This is a genomic window from Rhizobium sp. 007, assembly GCF_015353075.1.
GTDB lineage: Bacteria > Pseudomonadota > Alphaproteobacteria > Rhizobiales > Rhizobiaceae > Rhizobium.
The window spans coordinates 3,708,773-3,723,558 of sequence record NZ_CP064187.1 but is presented as its reverse complement, the minus strand read 5'-3'; the positions used below and the strand labels follow the sequence as shown (position 1 = coordinate 3,723,558).

Annotated in this window: 15 protein-coding genes; 10 read left to right on the top strand and 5 right to left on the bottom strand. The window is 60.1% G+C overall.

Annotated features, from left to right (window positions below; all coding sequences use genetic code 11):
* Nucleotides 1-77 precede the first annotated feature (77 nt).
* The gene (locus ISN39_RS18245) at nucleotides 78-761 is read left to right on the top strand and encodes an LON peptidase substrate-binding domain-containing protein (protein ID WP_074069980.1); all 684 of its coding nucleotides are present in this window, start codon (nucleotides 78-80) and stop codon (nucleotides 759-761) included.
* 10 nt (nucleotides 762-771) lie between these two features.
* Nucleotides 772-960, top strand: coding sequence for a Trm112 family protein (locus ISN39_RS18240; protein WP_074069979.1), 189 nt, complete (start codon nucleotides 772-774; stop codon nucleotides 958-960).
* On the opposite strand, the gene ISN39_RS18235 is transcribed toward ISN39_RS18240, so the two are convergent.
* A complete protein-coding gene (locus ISN39_RS18235; protein WP_194728420.1) occupies nucleotides 957-2,171 on the bottom strand; it encodes a ubiquinone biosynthesis hydroxylase in 1,215 nt (404 codons plus the stop codon). The genes ISN39_RS18240 and ISN39_RS18235 overlap by 4 nt on opposite strands.
* Before the next feature lie 84 nt (nucleotides 2,172-2,255).
* Here ISN39_RS18235 and tesB point away from each other — a divergent pair, with 84 nt between their 5' ends.
* The 6 genes from tesB to ISN39_RS18205 all read left to right on the top strand — a co-directional run bounded on the left by tesB (nucleotide 2,256) and on the right by ISN39_RS18205 (nucleotide 9,796).
* Nucleotides 2,256-3,140 (top strand): acyl-CoA thioesterase II, encoded by an 885-nt coding sequence (tesB, locus tag ISN39_RS18230; RefSeq protein WP_194728419.1) that lies wholly within the window; start codon nucleotides 2,256-2,258, stop codon nucleotides 3,138-3,140.
* 223 nt (nucleotides 3,141-3,363) lie between these two features.
* On the top strand, nucleotides 3,364-3,702 hold the full coding sequence (locus ISN39_RS18225) for a P-II family nitrogen regulator (RefSeq protein WP_027511789.1): 339 nt from the start codon (nucleotides 3,364-3,366) through the stop codon (nucleotides 3,700-3,702).
* Nucleotides 3,703-3,730: 28 nt separating this feature from the next.
* On the top strand, nucleotides 3,731-5,167 hold the full coding sequence (locus tag ISN39_RS18220) for an ammonium transporter (RefSeq protein WP_074069976.1): 1,437 nt from the start codon (nucleotides 3,731-3,733) through the stop codon (nucleotides 5,165-5,167).
* A 235-nt stretch (nucleotides 5,168-5,402) separates the two neighbouring features.
* Nucleotides 5,403-8,069: a DNA translocase FtsK gene (locus ISN39_RS18215; RefSeq protein WP_194728418.1), complete on the top strand. Its 2,667-nt coding sequence runs from the start codon at nucleotides 5,403-5,405 to the stop codon at nucleotides 8,067-8,069.
* A 137-nt stretch (nucleotides 8,070-8,206) separates the two neighbouring features.
* Nucleotides 8,207-8,875, top strand: coding sequence for an outer membrane lipoprotein carrier protein LolA (locus tag ISN39_RS18210; RefSeq protein WP_194728417.1), 669 nt, complete (start codon nucleotides 8,207-8,209; stop codon nucleotides 8,873-8,875).
* A 117-nt stretch (nucleotides 8,876-8,992) separates the two neighbouring features.
* Nucleotides 8,993-9,796, top strand: coding sequence for an exodeoxyribonuclease III (locus tag ISN39_RS18205; RefSeq protein WP_194728416.1), 804 nt, complete (start codon nucleotides 8,993-8,995; stop codon nucleotides 9,794-9,796).
* Between the two features lie 3 nt (nucleotides 9,797-9,799).
* On the opposite strand, the gene ISN39_RS18200 is transcribed toward ISN39_RS18205, so the two are convergent.
* Complete coding sequence (locus ISN39_RS18200; protein ID WP_074069973.1) at nucleotides 9,800-10,255, bottom strand: cyclic nucleotide-binding domain-containing protein; 456 nt, start codon at nucleotides 10,253-10,255, stop codon at nucleotides 9,800-9,802.
* 13 nt (nucleotides 10,256-10,268) lie between these two features.
* A complete protein-coding gene (locus ISN39_RS18195; RefSeq protein ID WP_039846414.1) occupies nucleotides 10,269-10,952 on the bottom strand; it encodes a response regulator transcription factor in 684 nt (227 codons plus the stop codon).
* Between the two features lie 144 nt (nucleotides 10,953-11,096).
* Here ISN39_RS18195 and ISN39_RS18190 point away from each other — a divergent pair, with 144 nt between their 5' ends.
* Nucleotides 11,097-11,645, top strand: coding sequence for a L,D-transpeptidase (locus tag ISN39_RS18190; protein WP_194728415.1), 549 nt, complete (start codon nucleotides 11,097-11,099; stop codon nucleotides 11,643-11,645).
* Between the two features lie 137 nt (nucleotides 11,646-11,782).
* On the top strand, nucleotides 11,783-12,613 hold the full coding sequence (locus ISN39_RS18185) for an aldo/keto reductase (RefSeq protein ID WP_194728414.1): 831 nt from the start codon (nucleotides 11,783-11,785) through the stop codon (nucleotides 12,611-12,613).
* A gap of 54 nt (nucleotides 12,614-12,667) precedes the next feature.
* Here ISN39_RS18185 and ISN39_RS18180 read toward each other — a convergent pair whose 3' ends face one another.
* A complete protein-coding gene (locus ISN39_RS18180; protein WP_194728413.1) occupies nucleotides 12,668-13,210 on the bottom strand; it encodes a histidine phosphatase family protein in 543 nt (180 codons plus the stop codon).
* Between the two features lie 106 nt (nucleotides 13,211-13,316).
* On the bottom strand, nucleotides 13,317-14,726 hold the full coding sequence (gene leuC / locus ISN39_RS18175) for a 3-isopropylmalate dehydratase large subunit (protein WP_074069969.1): 1,410 nt from the start codon (nucleotides 14,724-14,726) through the stop codon (nucleotides 13,317-13,319).
* Nucleotides 14,727-14,786: the final 60 nt, after the last annotated feature.

Here is a 14,786-nt window from a genome sequence, read left to right as displayed (position 1 = left end):
GGCAAGGGCACCACATTTCACAGGCAGGACAGGGAGCATCGTTTCGCTCCTGCCGCTTGGTTGTGGGACAAGTTTTGATGCAAGTCGGGAATGCAAGATATTTAAAGCCCGGCGATCTGCCAGATTCGATCGCCGTCTTTCCTCTGACCGGCGCTCTTCTCCTGCCTACGGGACAGCTTCCGCTGAATATTTTCGAGCCGCGTTATCTCGCGATGTTTGACGCAGCGCTGGCTGGCAACCGGCTGATCGGCATGGTCCAGCCGGCGCTTGGCGACAATGATTCGACGGCGGGCGACAAAAGCGGCGAACCTCATCTTGCTCCCGTCGGCTGCATCGGGCGGATCACCTCTTTCGCCGAGACGGGCGACGGGCGCTATATCGTTTCGCTAACGGGCGTTTGCCGTTTCCGCCTGCTTGGCGAGAAAATGACGCATGAGCCGTTCAGAAGCTTCCGCATCGCTCCCTTCATTTCCGATCTTTCCGCACGCGATGAAGAAGATGCCGTCGATCGTGGCGCTTTGCTTTCCGCTTTCAGGGCCTACCTCGATGCGAACAAGCTGGAGGCCGACTGGGAAAGCGTCGAGCGCGCCAGCAATCTGACGCTCGTGAATTCGCTTGCGATGATGTCGCCCTTTGGCCCTGCAGAGAAACAGGCGCTGCTGGAGGCTCCCGATCTCAAAACCAGGGCGGAAACCCTGATCGCAATCACAGAAATCGTGCTCGCGCGGGTCTTCGGTGACTCCGATACGGTTTTGCAGTAAATCATCGGGTATGGACGAAAAACTCAGCCGTGTTGATCCGAAACTGCTTGAGCTCCTTGTTTGTCCGCTCACCAAGGGCACGCTCCGCTATGACCGCGAGCACAACGAACTCGTCTCGGAAAAGGCGCGCCTTGCCTATCCGATTCGTGACGGCATCCCGATCATGCTGGTGTCAGAGGCGCGGGGGCTGGACGATTAGATCGTCTCGCCTGCCAAAAGCCGCGGATTGTTCCTGGCCGCGGTCCCGGCCGCCTGCCCGATGAAGAAGGACTTGAGGCTCGGGATCCTGTCGACGATGCCCAGGCCGACGTCGCGGGCAATGCGCACCGGCATCACGTCATTGGAGAACAGCCGGTTCAGCACGTCGGTCGTCACCCCCATGCGGAAAGTATCGAAGCGGCGCCAAGTCTGGTAGCGCTCGAGAATATTGATCGAGCCGATATCGAGCCCGAGCCGGTCGGCCTCGACGATGGTTTCTGCCAATGCTGCCACGTCCTTGAAGCCGAGATTGAGGCCCTGGCCGGAAATCGGGTGAATGCCGTGGGCTGCATCGCCTGCAAGTGCAAAGCGCGGCGCCACGAAGGCCCGGGCGAGCGTCAGGCCGAGCGGGAAGGCGCGCCTTTCGCCAATCACCTTGAGCGCGCCGAGCTTGTGGCCGAAACGGCGCTCCAGTTCCTCTTCGAAAATCAGGTCGTCGCCGGCAACAAGCCGGTCGGCATCGTGGGCCTGCTCGGTCCAGACAAGGGAAGACCGGTTGTTGGTGAGCGGCAGGATCGCAAAGGGACCGGAGGGCAGGAAATGCTCCTCGGCGCAGCCATTGTGCGGCCGCTCGTGCTCGACGGTTACCACGATGCCTGACTGGCCGTAATCCCAGCTGACCGTCTTTATGCCTGCAAGATCGCGGAGCTTCGAGCGCACCCCATCGCAGGCGACGAGCAAGCGTGATTCCAGTGCGCTGCCATCGGACAACGTCACGGAGATCCGGTTTTCTTCCGTCTTCAGGCCGGTGGCGCTCAGTCCATGCCGGATTTCGATGCCGAGCCGGTCACAGACGCCGCGCAACGCGCCGACCAGGACGGCGTTCGGGATCATGTGCGCAAAAGGGCGGCCATCTTCCACTTCACCATCGAAGGTCAGGAAAACCGGGCGGACCGGGTCGGCTGTCCTCGAATCGGTCACGATCATCTTGGTGATCGGCTGGGCTTCAGGCTTGATTTCCTCCCAGATGCCGAAGACTTCCAGCATCTTCGTTGCCGCGGCGATGATTGCCGAGGCGCGCATATCCTTCTGCCAGGCATTCTCAGGCGCTGCTTCAACGACCGCAATATCGAGGTGGGGGGCAGCCTGCTTGACGGCGACCGCCGCGGAAAGGCCGACGTAACCTCCGCCAACAACCAGCATGTCCTGCATCGCCCGCTCTCCGCGCCTTGTGATTACAATGATGATCTATATAGATCATCGCATCCCCACTTCCTACCGTTGGGAGCTGAACAAATGATGGAAGACGCGGCCAAACCCACTGCCATGGAAACGCTGCTCGCGACGCTCGATCTCGAGCCGATCGAAGTCGATATCTTTCGCGGCCGCAGTCCGCAGGTCGGCTGGCAGCGCGTCTTTGGCGGACAGGTGATCGGTCAGGCATTGATGGCTGCCCAGCGGACGATTGAGACAGAGCGCTTCGTTCACTCGCTGCATGCTTATTTCATGCGGCCGGGCGATCCTTCCGTACCGATCGTCTATCAGGTGGAGCGCATCCGTGACGGATCGAGCTTCAACACGCGCCGGGTGGTGGCAATCCAGCACGGCAAGGCGATTTTTGCACTCTCGTGCTCCTTCCAGGTCGAGGAACCGGGCTTCGATCATCAGATCGTGATGCCCGATGTCCCCAGGCCGGAAAGATTGCTCGGCGAACAGCAGATCAAGGAGCAGTATCTCGCGCATGCGCCGGCGGCTGTGCGCAAATACTGGGAGCGCGAACGGCCGATCGAAATCCGGCCGGTTTCGCTGACACACTATTTTTCCGACAAGAAGCTCGATCCCCGACAGGATGTCTGGGTGCGCGCGACAGGGCCGGTCCCGGATAACCGGCTCTATCAAGCTGCTGTGCTTGCCTATCTCTCCGACATGACGCTGCTCGATACCTCGCTCTACGCTCATGGGACGTCGATCTTCGACCAGAGCCTGCAGGTTGCGAGCCTTGACCATTCCATGTGGTTTCATCGGCCTGATAAACTTGAGGATTGGCTGCTTTACACACAAGATAGCCCATCGGCTTTTGGTGCCCGCGGTCTCACGCGCGGTAGCCTCTTTACCCGGTCGGGTGTTCTGATTGCGTCAGTCGCGCAGGAAGGTTTGATTCGGAAAAAGGCAAATGAATAAAAAATGTGCAAATTTGCAAATTTGGGCATTATTTGGGCGGTTGTTGCCCTGACATTTGCCTCTTAAATAGCATCGTTCATTATACTCTTTACTTTTCAATAACTTATAATCTGCCTCGAAACTGGCACGCCCTTTGAATGTAGATCCCCAGTCGCTGTTCGTGAACGTCAGCGGCAAGGAGAGTCGGCTCCGCGCCGAGGATAACGAAGGATGGGAAAACCAGATGAAAATTGTGATGGCCATTATCAAGCCGTTCAAGCTCGATGAGGTCCGCGAAGCCCTCACGGCGATCGGCATCCAGGGCCTGACCGTGACCGAAGTGAAGGGCTACGGACGCCAGAAGGGACATACCGAAATCTATCGCGGTACGGAATATGCGGTCAGCTTCCTGCCGAAGCTCAAGATCGAAATCGCAGTCGCATCAGAAATCGTCGACAAGGCCGTCGAAGCCATCGCGTCGTCGGCCAAGACCGGCCAGATCGGCGACGGCAAGATTTTCGTCTACTCGATCGACCATGCCGTCCGTATCCGCACGGGCGAAACCGATACCGAAGCGCTGTAAGAACGGCTGAGCAAGGAGCTTTATTCCAATGTCAATTTCGAAGTTTTCTTCCACATTTGCGCGGCTCGGGGCTGCGTCTGCCGCGCTCTTGGCGCCGGTCGTCGCCTTTGCGCAGGAGACCGCGCCGGCTGCTGCCGATGCCGCGGCTGCAGCGGCTCCGGCCTTCACCATGGACAAGGGTGACAATACCTGGATGCTCGTCTCCTCGGCGCTCGTGCTGTTGATGACCATTCCCGGCCTGGCTCTCTTCTATGGCGGCCTCGTACGCGCCAAGAACATGCTCTCCGTGCTGATGCAGGTCTTCATGATCACCGCCGTTGTGTCGCTGATCTGGGTCACCTACGGCTACTCGCTGGCCTTCACCGACGGCGGTTCGCTGAACAGCTTCATCGGCGGTTTCTCCAAGGCCTTCCTTGCCGGCGTCAACACGTCGTCGCTCGCCGAGACCTTCTCGAAGGGCGTCGCAATTCCGGAATACACCTTCATCGTGTTCCAGATGACGTTTGCCTGCATTACGCCCGGCCTCATCGTCGGTGCGTTTGCCGAGCGCATCAAGTTCTCCGCCGTCATGCTGTTCGTTGTCCTGTGGGTCACCTTCATCTACTTCCCGATGGCGCACATGGTCTGGTTCTGGGGTGGTCCGAGCTCCTACAGCTCGCCGTCCGGCCTGATCTTCTCCTATGGTGCAATCGACTTCGCCGGCGGCACGGTCGTTCACATCAATGCCGGTATTGCCGGCCTTGTCGGCGCCATCATGCTTGGCAAGCGCACGGGTTATAAGAAGGAAATCATGGCTCCGCACTCGATGACGCTCACCATGGTCGGCGCATCGCTTCTGTGGGTCGGCTGGTTCGGCTTCAACGCCGGTTCCAACCTCGAGGCCAACTCCTATGCTTCGCTCGCGATGATCAACACCTTCGTCGCAGCGGCTGCTGCCGCTGTTTCCTGGTGCATCGTCGAAACCTTCGCCCGCGGTAAGGCTTCCATGCTGGGTGCCGCTTCGGGTGCTGTCGCCGGTCTCGTAGCCGTTACGCCGGCAGCAGGCTTTGCAGGTCCGATGGGCTCGATCGTTCTCGGCCTGATCGTTTCGCCGGCCTGCTATTTCTTCGTCGACGTCGTGAAGAACAAGTTCAACTACGACGACAGCCTTGACGTCTTCGGCGTGCATTGCATTGGCGGCATCATCGGCGCCATCGGCACCGGCATTCTCGTCAACCCGGCGCTCGGCGGCGCAGGTATCGTCGACTACTCGACGCCGGACTTTGCTGCATCCTACGCCGGTACGGCAACTCAGGTCTGGGCTCAGCTAAAGGGCGTCCTGACGACCCTCGTCTGGTCGGGCGTCGGCTCTGCGATCCTCTACAAGATCGTCGACCTCATCGTCGGCCTGCGCGTAACCCCGGAGGCAGAACGCGAAGGTCTCGACCTGTCGACCCATGGCGAAGCCGCCTACCACTCTTCTTGATCGCAGGGACAGCGGCGCCCGGCAAAGGGCGCCGCTGAACAGCCCGTCGCGGCCTATCTATAGGCTGCATCTTGGCCCGGACCTTAGGTTCGGGCCTTTTTATTTGCCGGTCCGGCTTGTCCAGTCTCTCATGGTTAACATCGCTTTAACCCTCCTTTGATTAGGTGGGGCGGACGCATATTGCGTGGCGACGCCCTCGGCGATTCGCGCGCTCAGCATTGGACGGGTTGGGTATATGGCAAGAAGCACGTCGCCGGTGATGGATAGCCGGCCGGACCGTTTCTCCCTCTCAGGGTTCGTGTTCCGGCAGGCGCAGGCTCTCCTGGGCTTTGCAATCTTCCTGCTATTGGCGCTCGCGGTCGCGGCACTCGCGACATGGAACGTCACAGATCCGAGCTATTCCTACGCGACCGGCAATCCGCCGGCAAATGTCCTGGGATATGGCGGTGCCGCCTTTGCTGACATCGCGATGCAGTTCTTCGGCCTTGCAAGCGTCGTGGCGCTGTTGCCGGTCGTCGCCTGGGCCTTGGCATTGATTTCAGGCCGCCGCCTTAGCCGCATTCCTCAACGGGCCGGCGCCTGGGCTCTCGGCTCGATCCTTTCGTCTGCCGTGATCGGCTGCTTCCCGCCGCCGCTGACATGGCCGATCCCGAACGGCATCGGCGGCGTCATCGGCGATATGATCCTTCGTTTTCCGGCTCTCTTCGTCGGCGCCTACCCGAGTGGCGCGTTCGCGACGGCTGTCGGCTGCGTGTTCGCGCTGCCCACCGCCTGGATGATGCTCTTTGCTGCCGGCATCGTCGGCCGCACGGAAGCTGAAGAGGATGAGGGCGATGCACTCATGGCTATACCTTCCAAGGCCCGCTCGGTTGGTGATGCCGACGAGGACGAGGACGACGAAGGCGGCGGCTGGCTTGCGTTCGGAGCGCTAACGCATGCCTGGTATATGAGCCAAGCGCGGATGCGCCGCATCCTCGGCATGGCGCCACGCAAGCGCCGCCAGAGCGATTTCGAATCGCCCTATGACTTCAACGATGATGAATTCGGTACCCTGAACGAGCCCGTCCGCGCCAAGGCGCCGGCAGGCCGCAGCGAGCGCCTGGAGCCGTCGATGGAACCGCGCGTCAGTTCGCCGCGCCGGGTCGTCTCTGCGCCCTCGATTTCGCTCGACGACGACGATGGCGAAGTGCCATTCGATAGCGACATGCCTCCGCGTCCGGCCGATATTCTGCCGGATGACGACGAAGATGATTGGATGATACGTGCGCCGGCAAAGGCCGCCGGCGGCAAGCCCGAGCCGCGCGTCGTGCCGCAGATCTCGCGTCCGAAGCCCGGTGCCCGCATCGAACGCGAATCGCAGGGTTCCTTCATTCGTCCGGAAGGCTTCCAGCTTCCCTCGATTCATCTGCTCGCCGAACCAAAGAATGTCATCCGTGACTCATCGCTTTCCGCCGATGCGCTGGAGCAGAATGCCCGCATGCTCGAAGGCGTCCTGGAAGACTTCGGCGTCAAGGGTGAAATCATCCATGTCCGCCCTGGCCCAGTCGTCACACTTTACGAGCTCGAGCCGGCCCCGGGCATCAAGTCCTCACGCGTTATCGGCCTTGCCGACGACATTGCCCGCTCCATGAGCGCGATCGCCGCCCGTGTCGCTGTGGTCCCTGGCCGCAACGCGATCGGCATCGAATTGCCAAACTCAACGCGTGAGACTGTTTACCTGCGCGAACTGATCGCATCGCGTGATTTCGAAGGTTCGAAGGCGAAGCTCGCCATGGCACTCGGCAAGACGATCGGCGGCGAGGCCGTCATCGCCGATCTCGCGAAGATGCCTCACCTGCTGGTTGCCGGTACGACAGGCTCCGGTAAGTCGGTTGCCATCAACACCATGATCCTCTCGCTGCTCTACCGTCTGACGCCGGAACAGTGCCGCTTGATCATGATCGACCCGAAGATGCTCGAACTCTCGGTCTATGATGGCATTCCGCATCTGCTGTCGCCGGTGGTCACCGATCCGAAGAAGGCTGTCGTCGCGCTCAAATGGACCGTCCGCGAGATGGAAGAGCGCTACAAGAAGATGTCGAAGATCGGCGTCCGCAACATCGATGGCTTCAATGCGCGCGTTGAGCAGGCGCTGGCCAAGGGTGAAGCCATCTCCCGAACCGTGCAGACAGGCTTTGACCGCCACACCGGCGAAGCGATGTACGAAACCGAGGAATTCGACCTGCAGCCGATGCCCTACATCGTCGTCATCATCGACGAAATGGCTGACCTCATGATGGTCGCCGGCAAGGATATTGAAGGCGCCGTCCAGCGTCTGGCGCAGATGGCGCGCGCCGCCGGTATTCACGTCATCATGGCGACCCAGCGTCCGTCCGTCGACGTCATTACCGGCACGATCAAGGCTAATTTCCCGACCCGCATCTCCTTCCAGGTCACGTCGAAGATCGACAGCCGCACGATCCTTGGCGAACAGGGCGCCGAGCAACTGCTCGGCATGGGCGATATGCTCTATATGGCTGGCGGCGGGCGCATTCAGCGCGTCCATGGTCCCTTCGTGGCTGATATGGAAGTCGAGGAGATCGTTTCCTATCTGAAGACCCAGGGCGCACCGCAATATCTCGATGCGATCACCGCTGATGACGACGAGGACGATGATTACGGCGGTCCGGCGGGGACGTCCAATCTGGCGGATTCCGACGATCCCTACGACCAGGCGGTCGCCATCGTGCTTCGCGACGGCAAGGCCTCGACGTCCTACATCCAGCGTCGTCTCGGCATCGGTTACAACCGCGCCGCATCATTGATCGAGCGCATGGAGCAGGAAGGCGTCATCGGACCTGCAAACCACGCAGGCAAGCGCGAAATCCTGGTTCCGACCGAAGGCGATATCCTCGATCGCTAGAGGCTGAAAAAATCTGCCGGGGCAATGACTTCACGGAAACCTGATCGCCTCGGAAACGTTACCTTCTGCAGCGATGCTTCTGCGCCATGAAGACGCCGCCTTTCGGCAGCATGCAGGTCGCATCATAGGAGACCTAGATGACCAACTCCGATTTCCATTCCAGTGGCTTGCTGCTGAACCGCCGTCACCTTCTCGGCGCCATGGCTCTCGCGGCTGTTTCGGCTGCAGCGCCTTTCGACGCCTTCGCGCAGGCAGCGGCCGGCGGTTCTTCGACGGCACAGGCGATTGCCAACCATTTCTCCAACGTAGCCACCATGCAAGGCGAATTCGTGCAGTTCGGACCACGCGGCGAGCAGACGGGCGGCAAATTCTTCATCGAGCGTCCCGGCAAGCTGCGCTTCAACTATAACGATCCGTCGCCGATCCGGGTGATCTCGGACGGTAGGAATGTTGCGGTCGGTAACCTGAAGCTGAAGACCTGGAGCCTTTATCCGCTTTCCAAGACGCCGCTCAGCCTGCTGCTTGCACGGAGGATCAACCTGTCGGACGGTTCGGTAAAGAGCGTAAAGGAAGAATCGGACCTGACGACGATCGCGCTTGGCAATAAGACGATCTTCGGCAATTCGACGATTACGATGATGTTCGATCCGAAGACCTACGATCTGCGTCAGTGGACGATCACCGATAATCAGGGCAAGGACACGTCCGTGATGGTGTTCAATGTCAGGACCGGCGTTCAGTTTGATCAGAAGGTCTTCAGAGTGCCGTACGAAAGCATTCCAGGTACTGCCGCTTCCCGTGACTGATGCCATATGACTTTCTGTGAAAAACGCCCGGTGAAAGCCGGGCGTTTTTGCTTGTGGACGTTCCATCCACAGCCCCTTTGCTCTAAGGCCTTTCCAGTCTCGTTGAAAGGCAATGGCATGAGCTTCTCGATTACCACCTGGAACATCAATTCGGTGCGGCTGCGCATGCCGATCGTCGAAAAGTTCGTCCTCAAGCATAGGCCGGATATCCTCTGCCTGCAGGAAACCAAGGTTCCAAACGAGCTCTTTCCGGCGGCCCCTCTGCGCGCCATGGGTTATGAGCACATCATCGTGCATGGCCAGAAGGGCTATCATGGCGTCGCTATCGCCTCGCGCATCCCGCTCCAGGAGGATGATCGCCTGGATTACGGAAATGTCGGCCACGCGCGCCATATCTCGGCGGTCTTCGAGCGTGGAGGGCGCCGCGTCCGGCTGCATAATTTCTATGTGCCCGCCGGCGGCGACGAGCCGGACCCGGCCATCAATCCGAAGTTCGCCCATAAGCTGGATTTCGTCGAGGAAATGAAACTGCTCAAGGCCAACGGCGAAGCCAATACCTCGGCGATCCTCGTCGGTGATCTCAACATTGCGCCGCTCGAGCACGACGTCTGGTCGCACAAGCAGATGCTGAAGATCGTCAGCCATACGCCGGTCGAAACCGGGGGTCTGCTGGAGGCGATCAAGCGCGGAGCCTGGCTTGATCTCATGCGCCAGCACGTGCCGTCGCACGAGAAGCTCTATACCTGGTGGAGTTACCGCGCCAAGGACTGGGAGGCTGCCGATCGCGGCCGCCGCCTCGATCATATCTGGTCGTCATCGGACCTCGGCCCGCTGCTCCAGCGCATCGACATCCTGAAGGAGGCTCGCGGATGGGACCGTCCGTCCGATCACGTGCCCGTGACCGCGCATTTCAAACTCTGAGATCTACGAAAAGCGGTGAAGCTGTGCGCTCGCCCGTGCCGCCAATTCCGCGATGTTGTCGCGAATGCGGCTTTCTATGAGGCGGGCCGCATCTGGATACTCCTCGATCAGCCTGTAAAAGAGCGCTCGCGTGATGCGGATGACGCTGGAATCCTCCCGCGCCACGGCGGTGAATTTGCGCTCCACCAGCGTTACCAGAGCGAGTTCGGACAGTAACGTGCCCTGGCCCGCGATGCGCTCGACCTTGGGATGGCCATCTGGGCCTGTCGTGCTGAGCTCCAGCGCGCCGCTGACGACGACATAAGCGCTTTCCGCCGGTGATCCTTCGCGGAAAAGCATCTGACCGGTGGAAATCAAACGCCGGTCGGCGCCGAAGGCGACCAGCCGCAACTGGTCGGCGGACATGCCTTTGAAGAGCGGCTGCTGCGAAAGCATGTTGATATCGTCTGTCAGCGCCATGCGGCTCTTTGCCCTACGGTACGATCTTGTAGCCGCCGTTTTCCGTTACCAGGATTTCGGCGTTCGAGGGATCGCGCTCGATCTTCTGGCGCAGGCGGTAGACGTGCGTTTCAAGCGTATGGGTGGTCACGCCGGAATTGTAGCCCCACACCTCTTCGAGAAGGACGTCCCGGGTGACTACTTTCTGTTCCGCGCGATAGAGATAGCGGATGATCGCCGCTTCCTTCTCCGTGAGGCGAATCTTCTGGCCGTTTTCGGTGGTCAACAGCTTCTGGCTCGGCTTGAAGAGATAGGGTCCGACTGTGAAGGTCGCGTCCTCGCTCTGTTCGTGCTGCCGAAGCTGGACGCGGATGCGCGCCAGAAGCACCGAGAAGCGGAACGGCTTGGTGACATAGTCGTTGGCGCCGGCCTCCAAGCCGAGGATCGTATCTGAATCCGTATCGTGTCCGGTCAGCATGATGATCGGCGCCTTGAAGCCGCCCTTGCGCAGCAGCTTCACGGCTTCGCGTCCGTCCGTATCCGGCAGCCCGACATCCATGATCAGCAGATCGACGGGCGTGTTGCGCGCAGCTTGTATGCCCTTGCCGGCCGTCGCCTCCTGCAGCACCGTGAACTCATCATAGAGCGCAAGCTGCTCCGTCAGGGTTTCGCGAAGGTCGTTGTCGTCGTCCACCAGTAGAATGGTGCGTGCGGTCATGCGGTTCTGTTCCTCAGATTCCGTCTCATCAAGTCCTACGCCATATTTCGATCGCTGGCAAAGACCGGGAGACGTGCTGTTGCCGGGCCAGGGCCGATGTGATTTCAATCGAAGTCCCAAGCAAAACAAAAACATGTGAGAAAAATGGAGAAAACAAGGCGAAGCGCAAGAACGGTATCATCCACCATTATTGTGCGTCCCGCGCCCGGCAGGCAAAGCCGCGCACTGGTTCAATGCGGTTCTTTCGTCCTTCCCGCCGCAATCGGCCGTTCCGGCCGCACCATCTTGAAGCGCGAGGGCGACGGTGCAACGCCGATTGCTTCAATGAAGCTGCTTTACGGATTTTGCCGCGGCGAACGTCCGAGCCGCCTCGAAACACCGCTCTTGCTCCGCCGCATCCGTCAGGACATGCTCTGGTGCGACCAGCCCGGCGATCCGAACTACAATCGCCTCGTCAGAGCGCCCTTCCGTCCAAGCCATGAAGAGTTGAAGCGCAAGGACGGACTCTACGACATATGTCTCGTCATGGATTGGAATATCACATCCCGCGCCCGCAATCGGGGATCGGCTATCTTTTTCCATCTCATCAGGCCGGGCTATGAGCCGACAGCAGGTTGCCTCGCCGTCCATCCGCGCGACATGCGCCGGCTATTGCCGCACATGCGCAAGGGGACCGTCGTACGCGTTCTCTGAGGCATCAGGGGTGATAATCTGCGCACCGTCTCCTATATCCGTTTTGACCGGCGCTCAGGCTGAATGGCATGCCGGGAAATCCGTTCGCGGATTCAATTTCATGCCCCTCCAATCCTTCAAACTTCCGGAGATATATTGTGGCCAATCAACCCATCATCACTTTCCATGACGGACATTCCATTCCCCAGGTCGGCCTCGGCGTATGGCAGACGCCACAGGAGGTCGCGGCTCCGACAGTCCGCAAGGCCCTCGAAGCCGGCTACCGCCATATCGACACGGCTTCGGGCTACGACAACGAAGAGGGTGTCGGCGAGGGCGTGCGTTCCTCCGGTCTCGACCGCAAGGATGTTTTCATCACGACAAAGCTTCGTAACACCGACCAGGGTTACGACAGCGCTCTGCGCGCCCTCGAGGGCAGCCTGAAGAAGCTTGGCACCGAATATGTCGATCTCTACCTGATCCACTGGCCGTCGCCGCACCGCGGACTCTATCGCGAAACCTGGAAGGCCTTCGTCAAGATCAGGGAAGAAGGCCGTGCTCGTTCGATCGGCGTCTCCAACTTCTATCCGGATCATCTGGATCACATCATTGGCGATACCGGCGTGGTTCCGGTCATCAACCAGATCGAACTCCACCCGGATTTTCAGCAGAAGGCGGCGCAGGACGCGCACCGGAAACTGAATATCGTTACCGAATCCTGGAGTCCGCTCGGTCAGGGAAAATTCATCGCCAACCCGGTTATCGGTGAAATCGCCAAGAAGCACAGCAAGACACCGGCGCAGGTCATCATCCGCTGGCATATCGATAGCGGTCTTGTCGTGATCCCCAAGTCGGTGACACCGTCGCGCATCGAGGAAAACTTCAAGGTGTTCGATTTCAAGCTCGATGCCGGGGACATGGCAGCGATTGCCAAGCTTGACGACAGGAATGCCCGCATGGGACCGGAGCCCTATACGGCAACGTTCTGATCAAGAGACCTTCCATCTCCTCCTCCTCCATTGCGGGGAGGAGGAGACGTTTGCTCACGTGAGTTCACGCGGTGTCACGAAGCGCTCGAGACGTCCGCTTCCGGGCGATATATCCGCCCAGCTATTTTCCTCGAACGCGATGATCGCCATGCCGGCAGTGGCGAATTTCTCCTTCAAGCGGGCGCAAGCCTCCGGATCGCCCTTGCCGATGAGATTGTTCGCGAGGTCCTGAAAACCGGGATTGTGTCCGACAAGCATGACCGTTCGGACCGACGGCTCAATCTTGTGGAGGAGGCCGACAATGCGCGTTGCCGAGGCTTCGTATAAATCCGGCACATCGCGTTCCACAGTCGAGGCGGAAAGTTTTTTCGCTACACGCTTCCATGTTTCCTGTGCGCGCCGCGCCGTCGACACCAAGGCGAGATCCGGGAAGAGCTTTTCGCGCGTCATATAGGCGCCGATCAAGGGCGCGGCCTTTCGCCCGCGCTTCGCAAGCGGGCGGTCGTGGTCTGCGACATCGTCCGGCCAAGCGGATTTTGCGTGGCGCAGAAGAAAAAGGCGAAGGGACTTCGGCGAAGACTTTTTTGACGCATTCATGCCGCTCACCTGAAAAAGGCCAGGAGACTATTGTCTCACCGAATGCCCATCTTGTCTTCTTAAGATGGCATGCCTCCCTCTCGGACCGAGAGGGAGGCAGAATCCTTCAGTTCCACTCGCGGATATCGACGAAATGGCCAGCGATTGCAGCAGCGGCAGCCATGGCCGGCGAAACGAGGTGCGTGCGGCCCTTGAAGCCCTGACGGCCTTCGAAGTTGCGGTTGGACGTCGAGGCGCAGCGCTCGCCCGGCTTCAGGCGGTCGTCGTTCATGGCGAGACACATGGAGCAGCCCGGCTCACGCCAGTCGAAACCGGCTGCCTTGAAGATCTTGTCGAGGCCTTCGGCTTCGGCCTGTTCCTTCACGAGGCCGGAGCCGGGAACGATCATCGCGTTGACGGTCGAAGCAACTGTCCTGCCTTCGACGACCTTGGCAACTGCTCGAAGGTCTTCGATACGGCCGTTGGTGCAGGAGCCGATGAAGACGCGATCGATGTTGATCTCGGTGATCGGCGTGCCTGGCCTCAAGCCCATGTAGTCAAGTGCGCGCCACTTGGAGCCTCGCTTGGTTTCGTCCTGGATCTCGTCCGGGTTCGGAACGACGCCTTGAACCGAGACGACGTCCTCCGGCGAAGAGCCCCAGGAGACGATGGGCGGCAGTTCGGCGGCGTTGAGCTTCACGATGCGGTCGAAATGTGCGCCTTCGTCGGACTTCAGCGTCCTCCAGTAGGCAATCGCCTGTTCCAGGGCCTCGCCCTTCGGCGCGCGCGGCTTGCCCTTTATGTATTCGAAGGTCGTATCGTCGGGCGCAATCAGGCCGGCGCGGGCGCCGCCTTCGATCGACATGTTGCAGATCGTCATGCGGCCTTCCATCGACAGCGCACGGATCGCTTCGCCGGCATATTCGATGACGTAGCCGGTACCGCCGGCCGTGCCGATTTCGCCGATGATGGCGAGAACGATGTCCTTGGCGGTGACGCCGGCCGGAAGCTTTCCGTCGACCTGCACCAGCATGTTCTTCGCCTTCTTCTGGATCAACGTCTGTGTCGCCAGGACGTGCTCGACCTCGGACGTGCCGATGCCGTGGGCGAGCGAGCCGAAGGCGCCGTGCGTCGACGTATGGCTGTCGCCGCAGACGATCGTCATGCCCGGAAGGGTGAAGCCCTGTTCCGGCCCGATGATGTGCACGATGCCCTGACGCTTGTCGTTCTCGGAGTAATATTCGACTTTGAACTCGGCAGCGTTCTTGGCAAGCTGCTCGACCTGGATGCGGCTCTCCTCGTTCTTGATGCCGAGATGGCGATCAGGCGAGGTCGGAACGTTATGATCGACGACGGCAAGCGTCTTTTCGGGAGCACGAACCTTGCGGCCGGTCATGCGCAGGCCTTCGAACGCCTGCGGAGAGGTCACTTCGTGGACCAGATGGCGGTCGATGTAGAGAAGACAGGTGCCGTCTGCCTGTTCGTCGACCAGGTGGTCGTCCCAGATCTTGTCGTAAAGGGTACGCGGTGCGCTCATGGCATTTCAGTCCGTTTTTGGATGCAATGGGAAAAGGAATAGGCGGAAGGCCCGCCGGCC

Coding starts and splice junctions, on each gene's coding strand:
- ISN39_RS18245 (WP_074069980.1), top strand. CDS start 78: ATGCAAGTCGGGAATGCAAGATATTTAAAGCCCGGCGATCTGCCAGAT.
- ISN39_RS18240 (WP_074069979.1), top strand. CDS start 772: ATGGACGAAAAACTCAGCCGTGTTGATCCGAAACTGCTTGAGCTCCTT.
- ISN39_RS18190 (WP_194728415.1), top strand. CDS start 11,097: ATGGAGAAAACAAGGCGAAGCGCAAGAACGGTATCATCCACCATTATT.
- ISN39_RS18205 (WP_194728416.1), top strand. CDS start 8,993: ATGAGCTTCTCGATTACCACCTGGAACATCAATTCGGTGCGGCTGCGC.
- leuC (WP_074069969.1), bottom strand. CDS start 14,726: ATGAGCGCACCGCGTACCCTTTACGACAAGATCTGGGACGACCACCTG.
- ISN39_RS18235 (WP_194728420.1), bottom strand. CDS start 2,171: ATGCAGGACATGCTGGTTGTTGGCGGAGGTTACGTCGGCCTTTCCGCG.
- ISN39_RS18220 (WP_074069976.1), top strand. CDS start 3,731: ATGTCAATTTCGAAGTTTTCTTCCACATTTGCGCGGCTCGGGGCTGCG.
- ISN39_RS18195 (WP_039846414.1), bottom strand. CDS start 10,952: ATGACCGCACGCACCATTCTACTGGTGGACGACGACAACGACCTTCGC.
- ISN39_RS18180 (WP_194728413.1), bottom strand. CDS start 13,210: ATGAATGCGTCAAAAAAGTCTTCGCCGAAGTCCCTTCGCCTTTTTCTT.
- ISN39_RS18215 (WP_194728418.1), top strand. CDS start 5,403: ATGGCAAGAAGCACGTCGCCGGTGATGGATAGCCGGCCGGACCGTTTC.
- ISN39_RS18200 (WP_074069973.1), bottom strand. CDS start 10,255: ATGGCGCTGACAGACGATATCAACATGCTTTCGCAGCAGCCGCTCTTC.
- tesB (WP_194728419.1), top strand. CDS start 2,256: ATGATGGAAGACGCGGCCAAACCCACTGCCATGGAAACGCTGCTCGCG.
- ISN39_RS18210 (WP_194728417.1), top strand. CDS start 8,207: ATGACCAACTCCGATTTCCATTCCAGTGGCTTGCTGCTGAACCGCCGT.
- ISN39_RS18225 (WP_027511789.1), top strand. CDS start 3,364: ATGAAAATTGTGATGGCCATTATCAAGCCGTTCAAGCTCGATGAGGTC.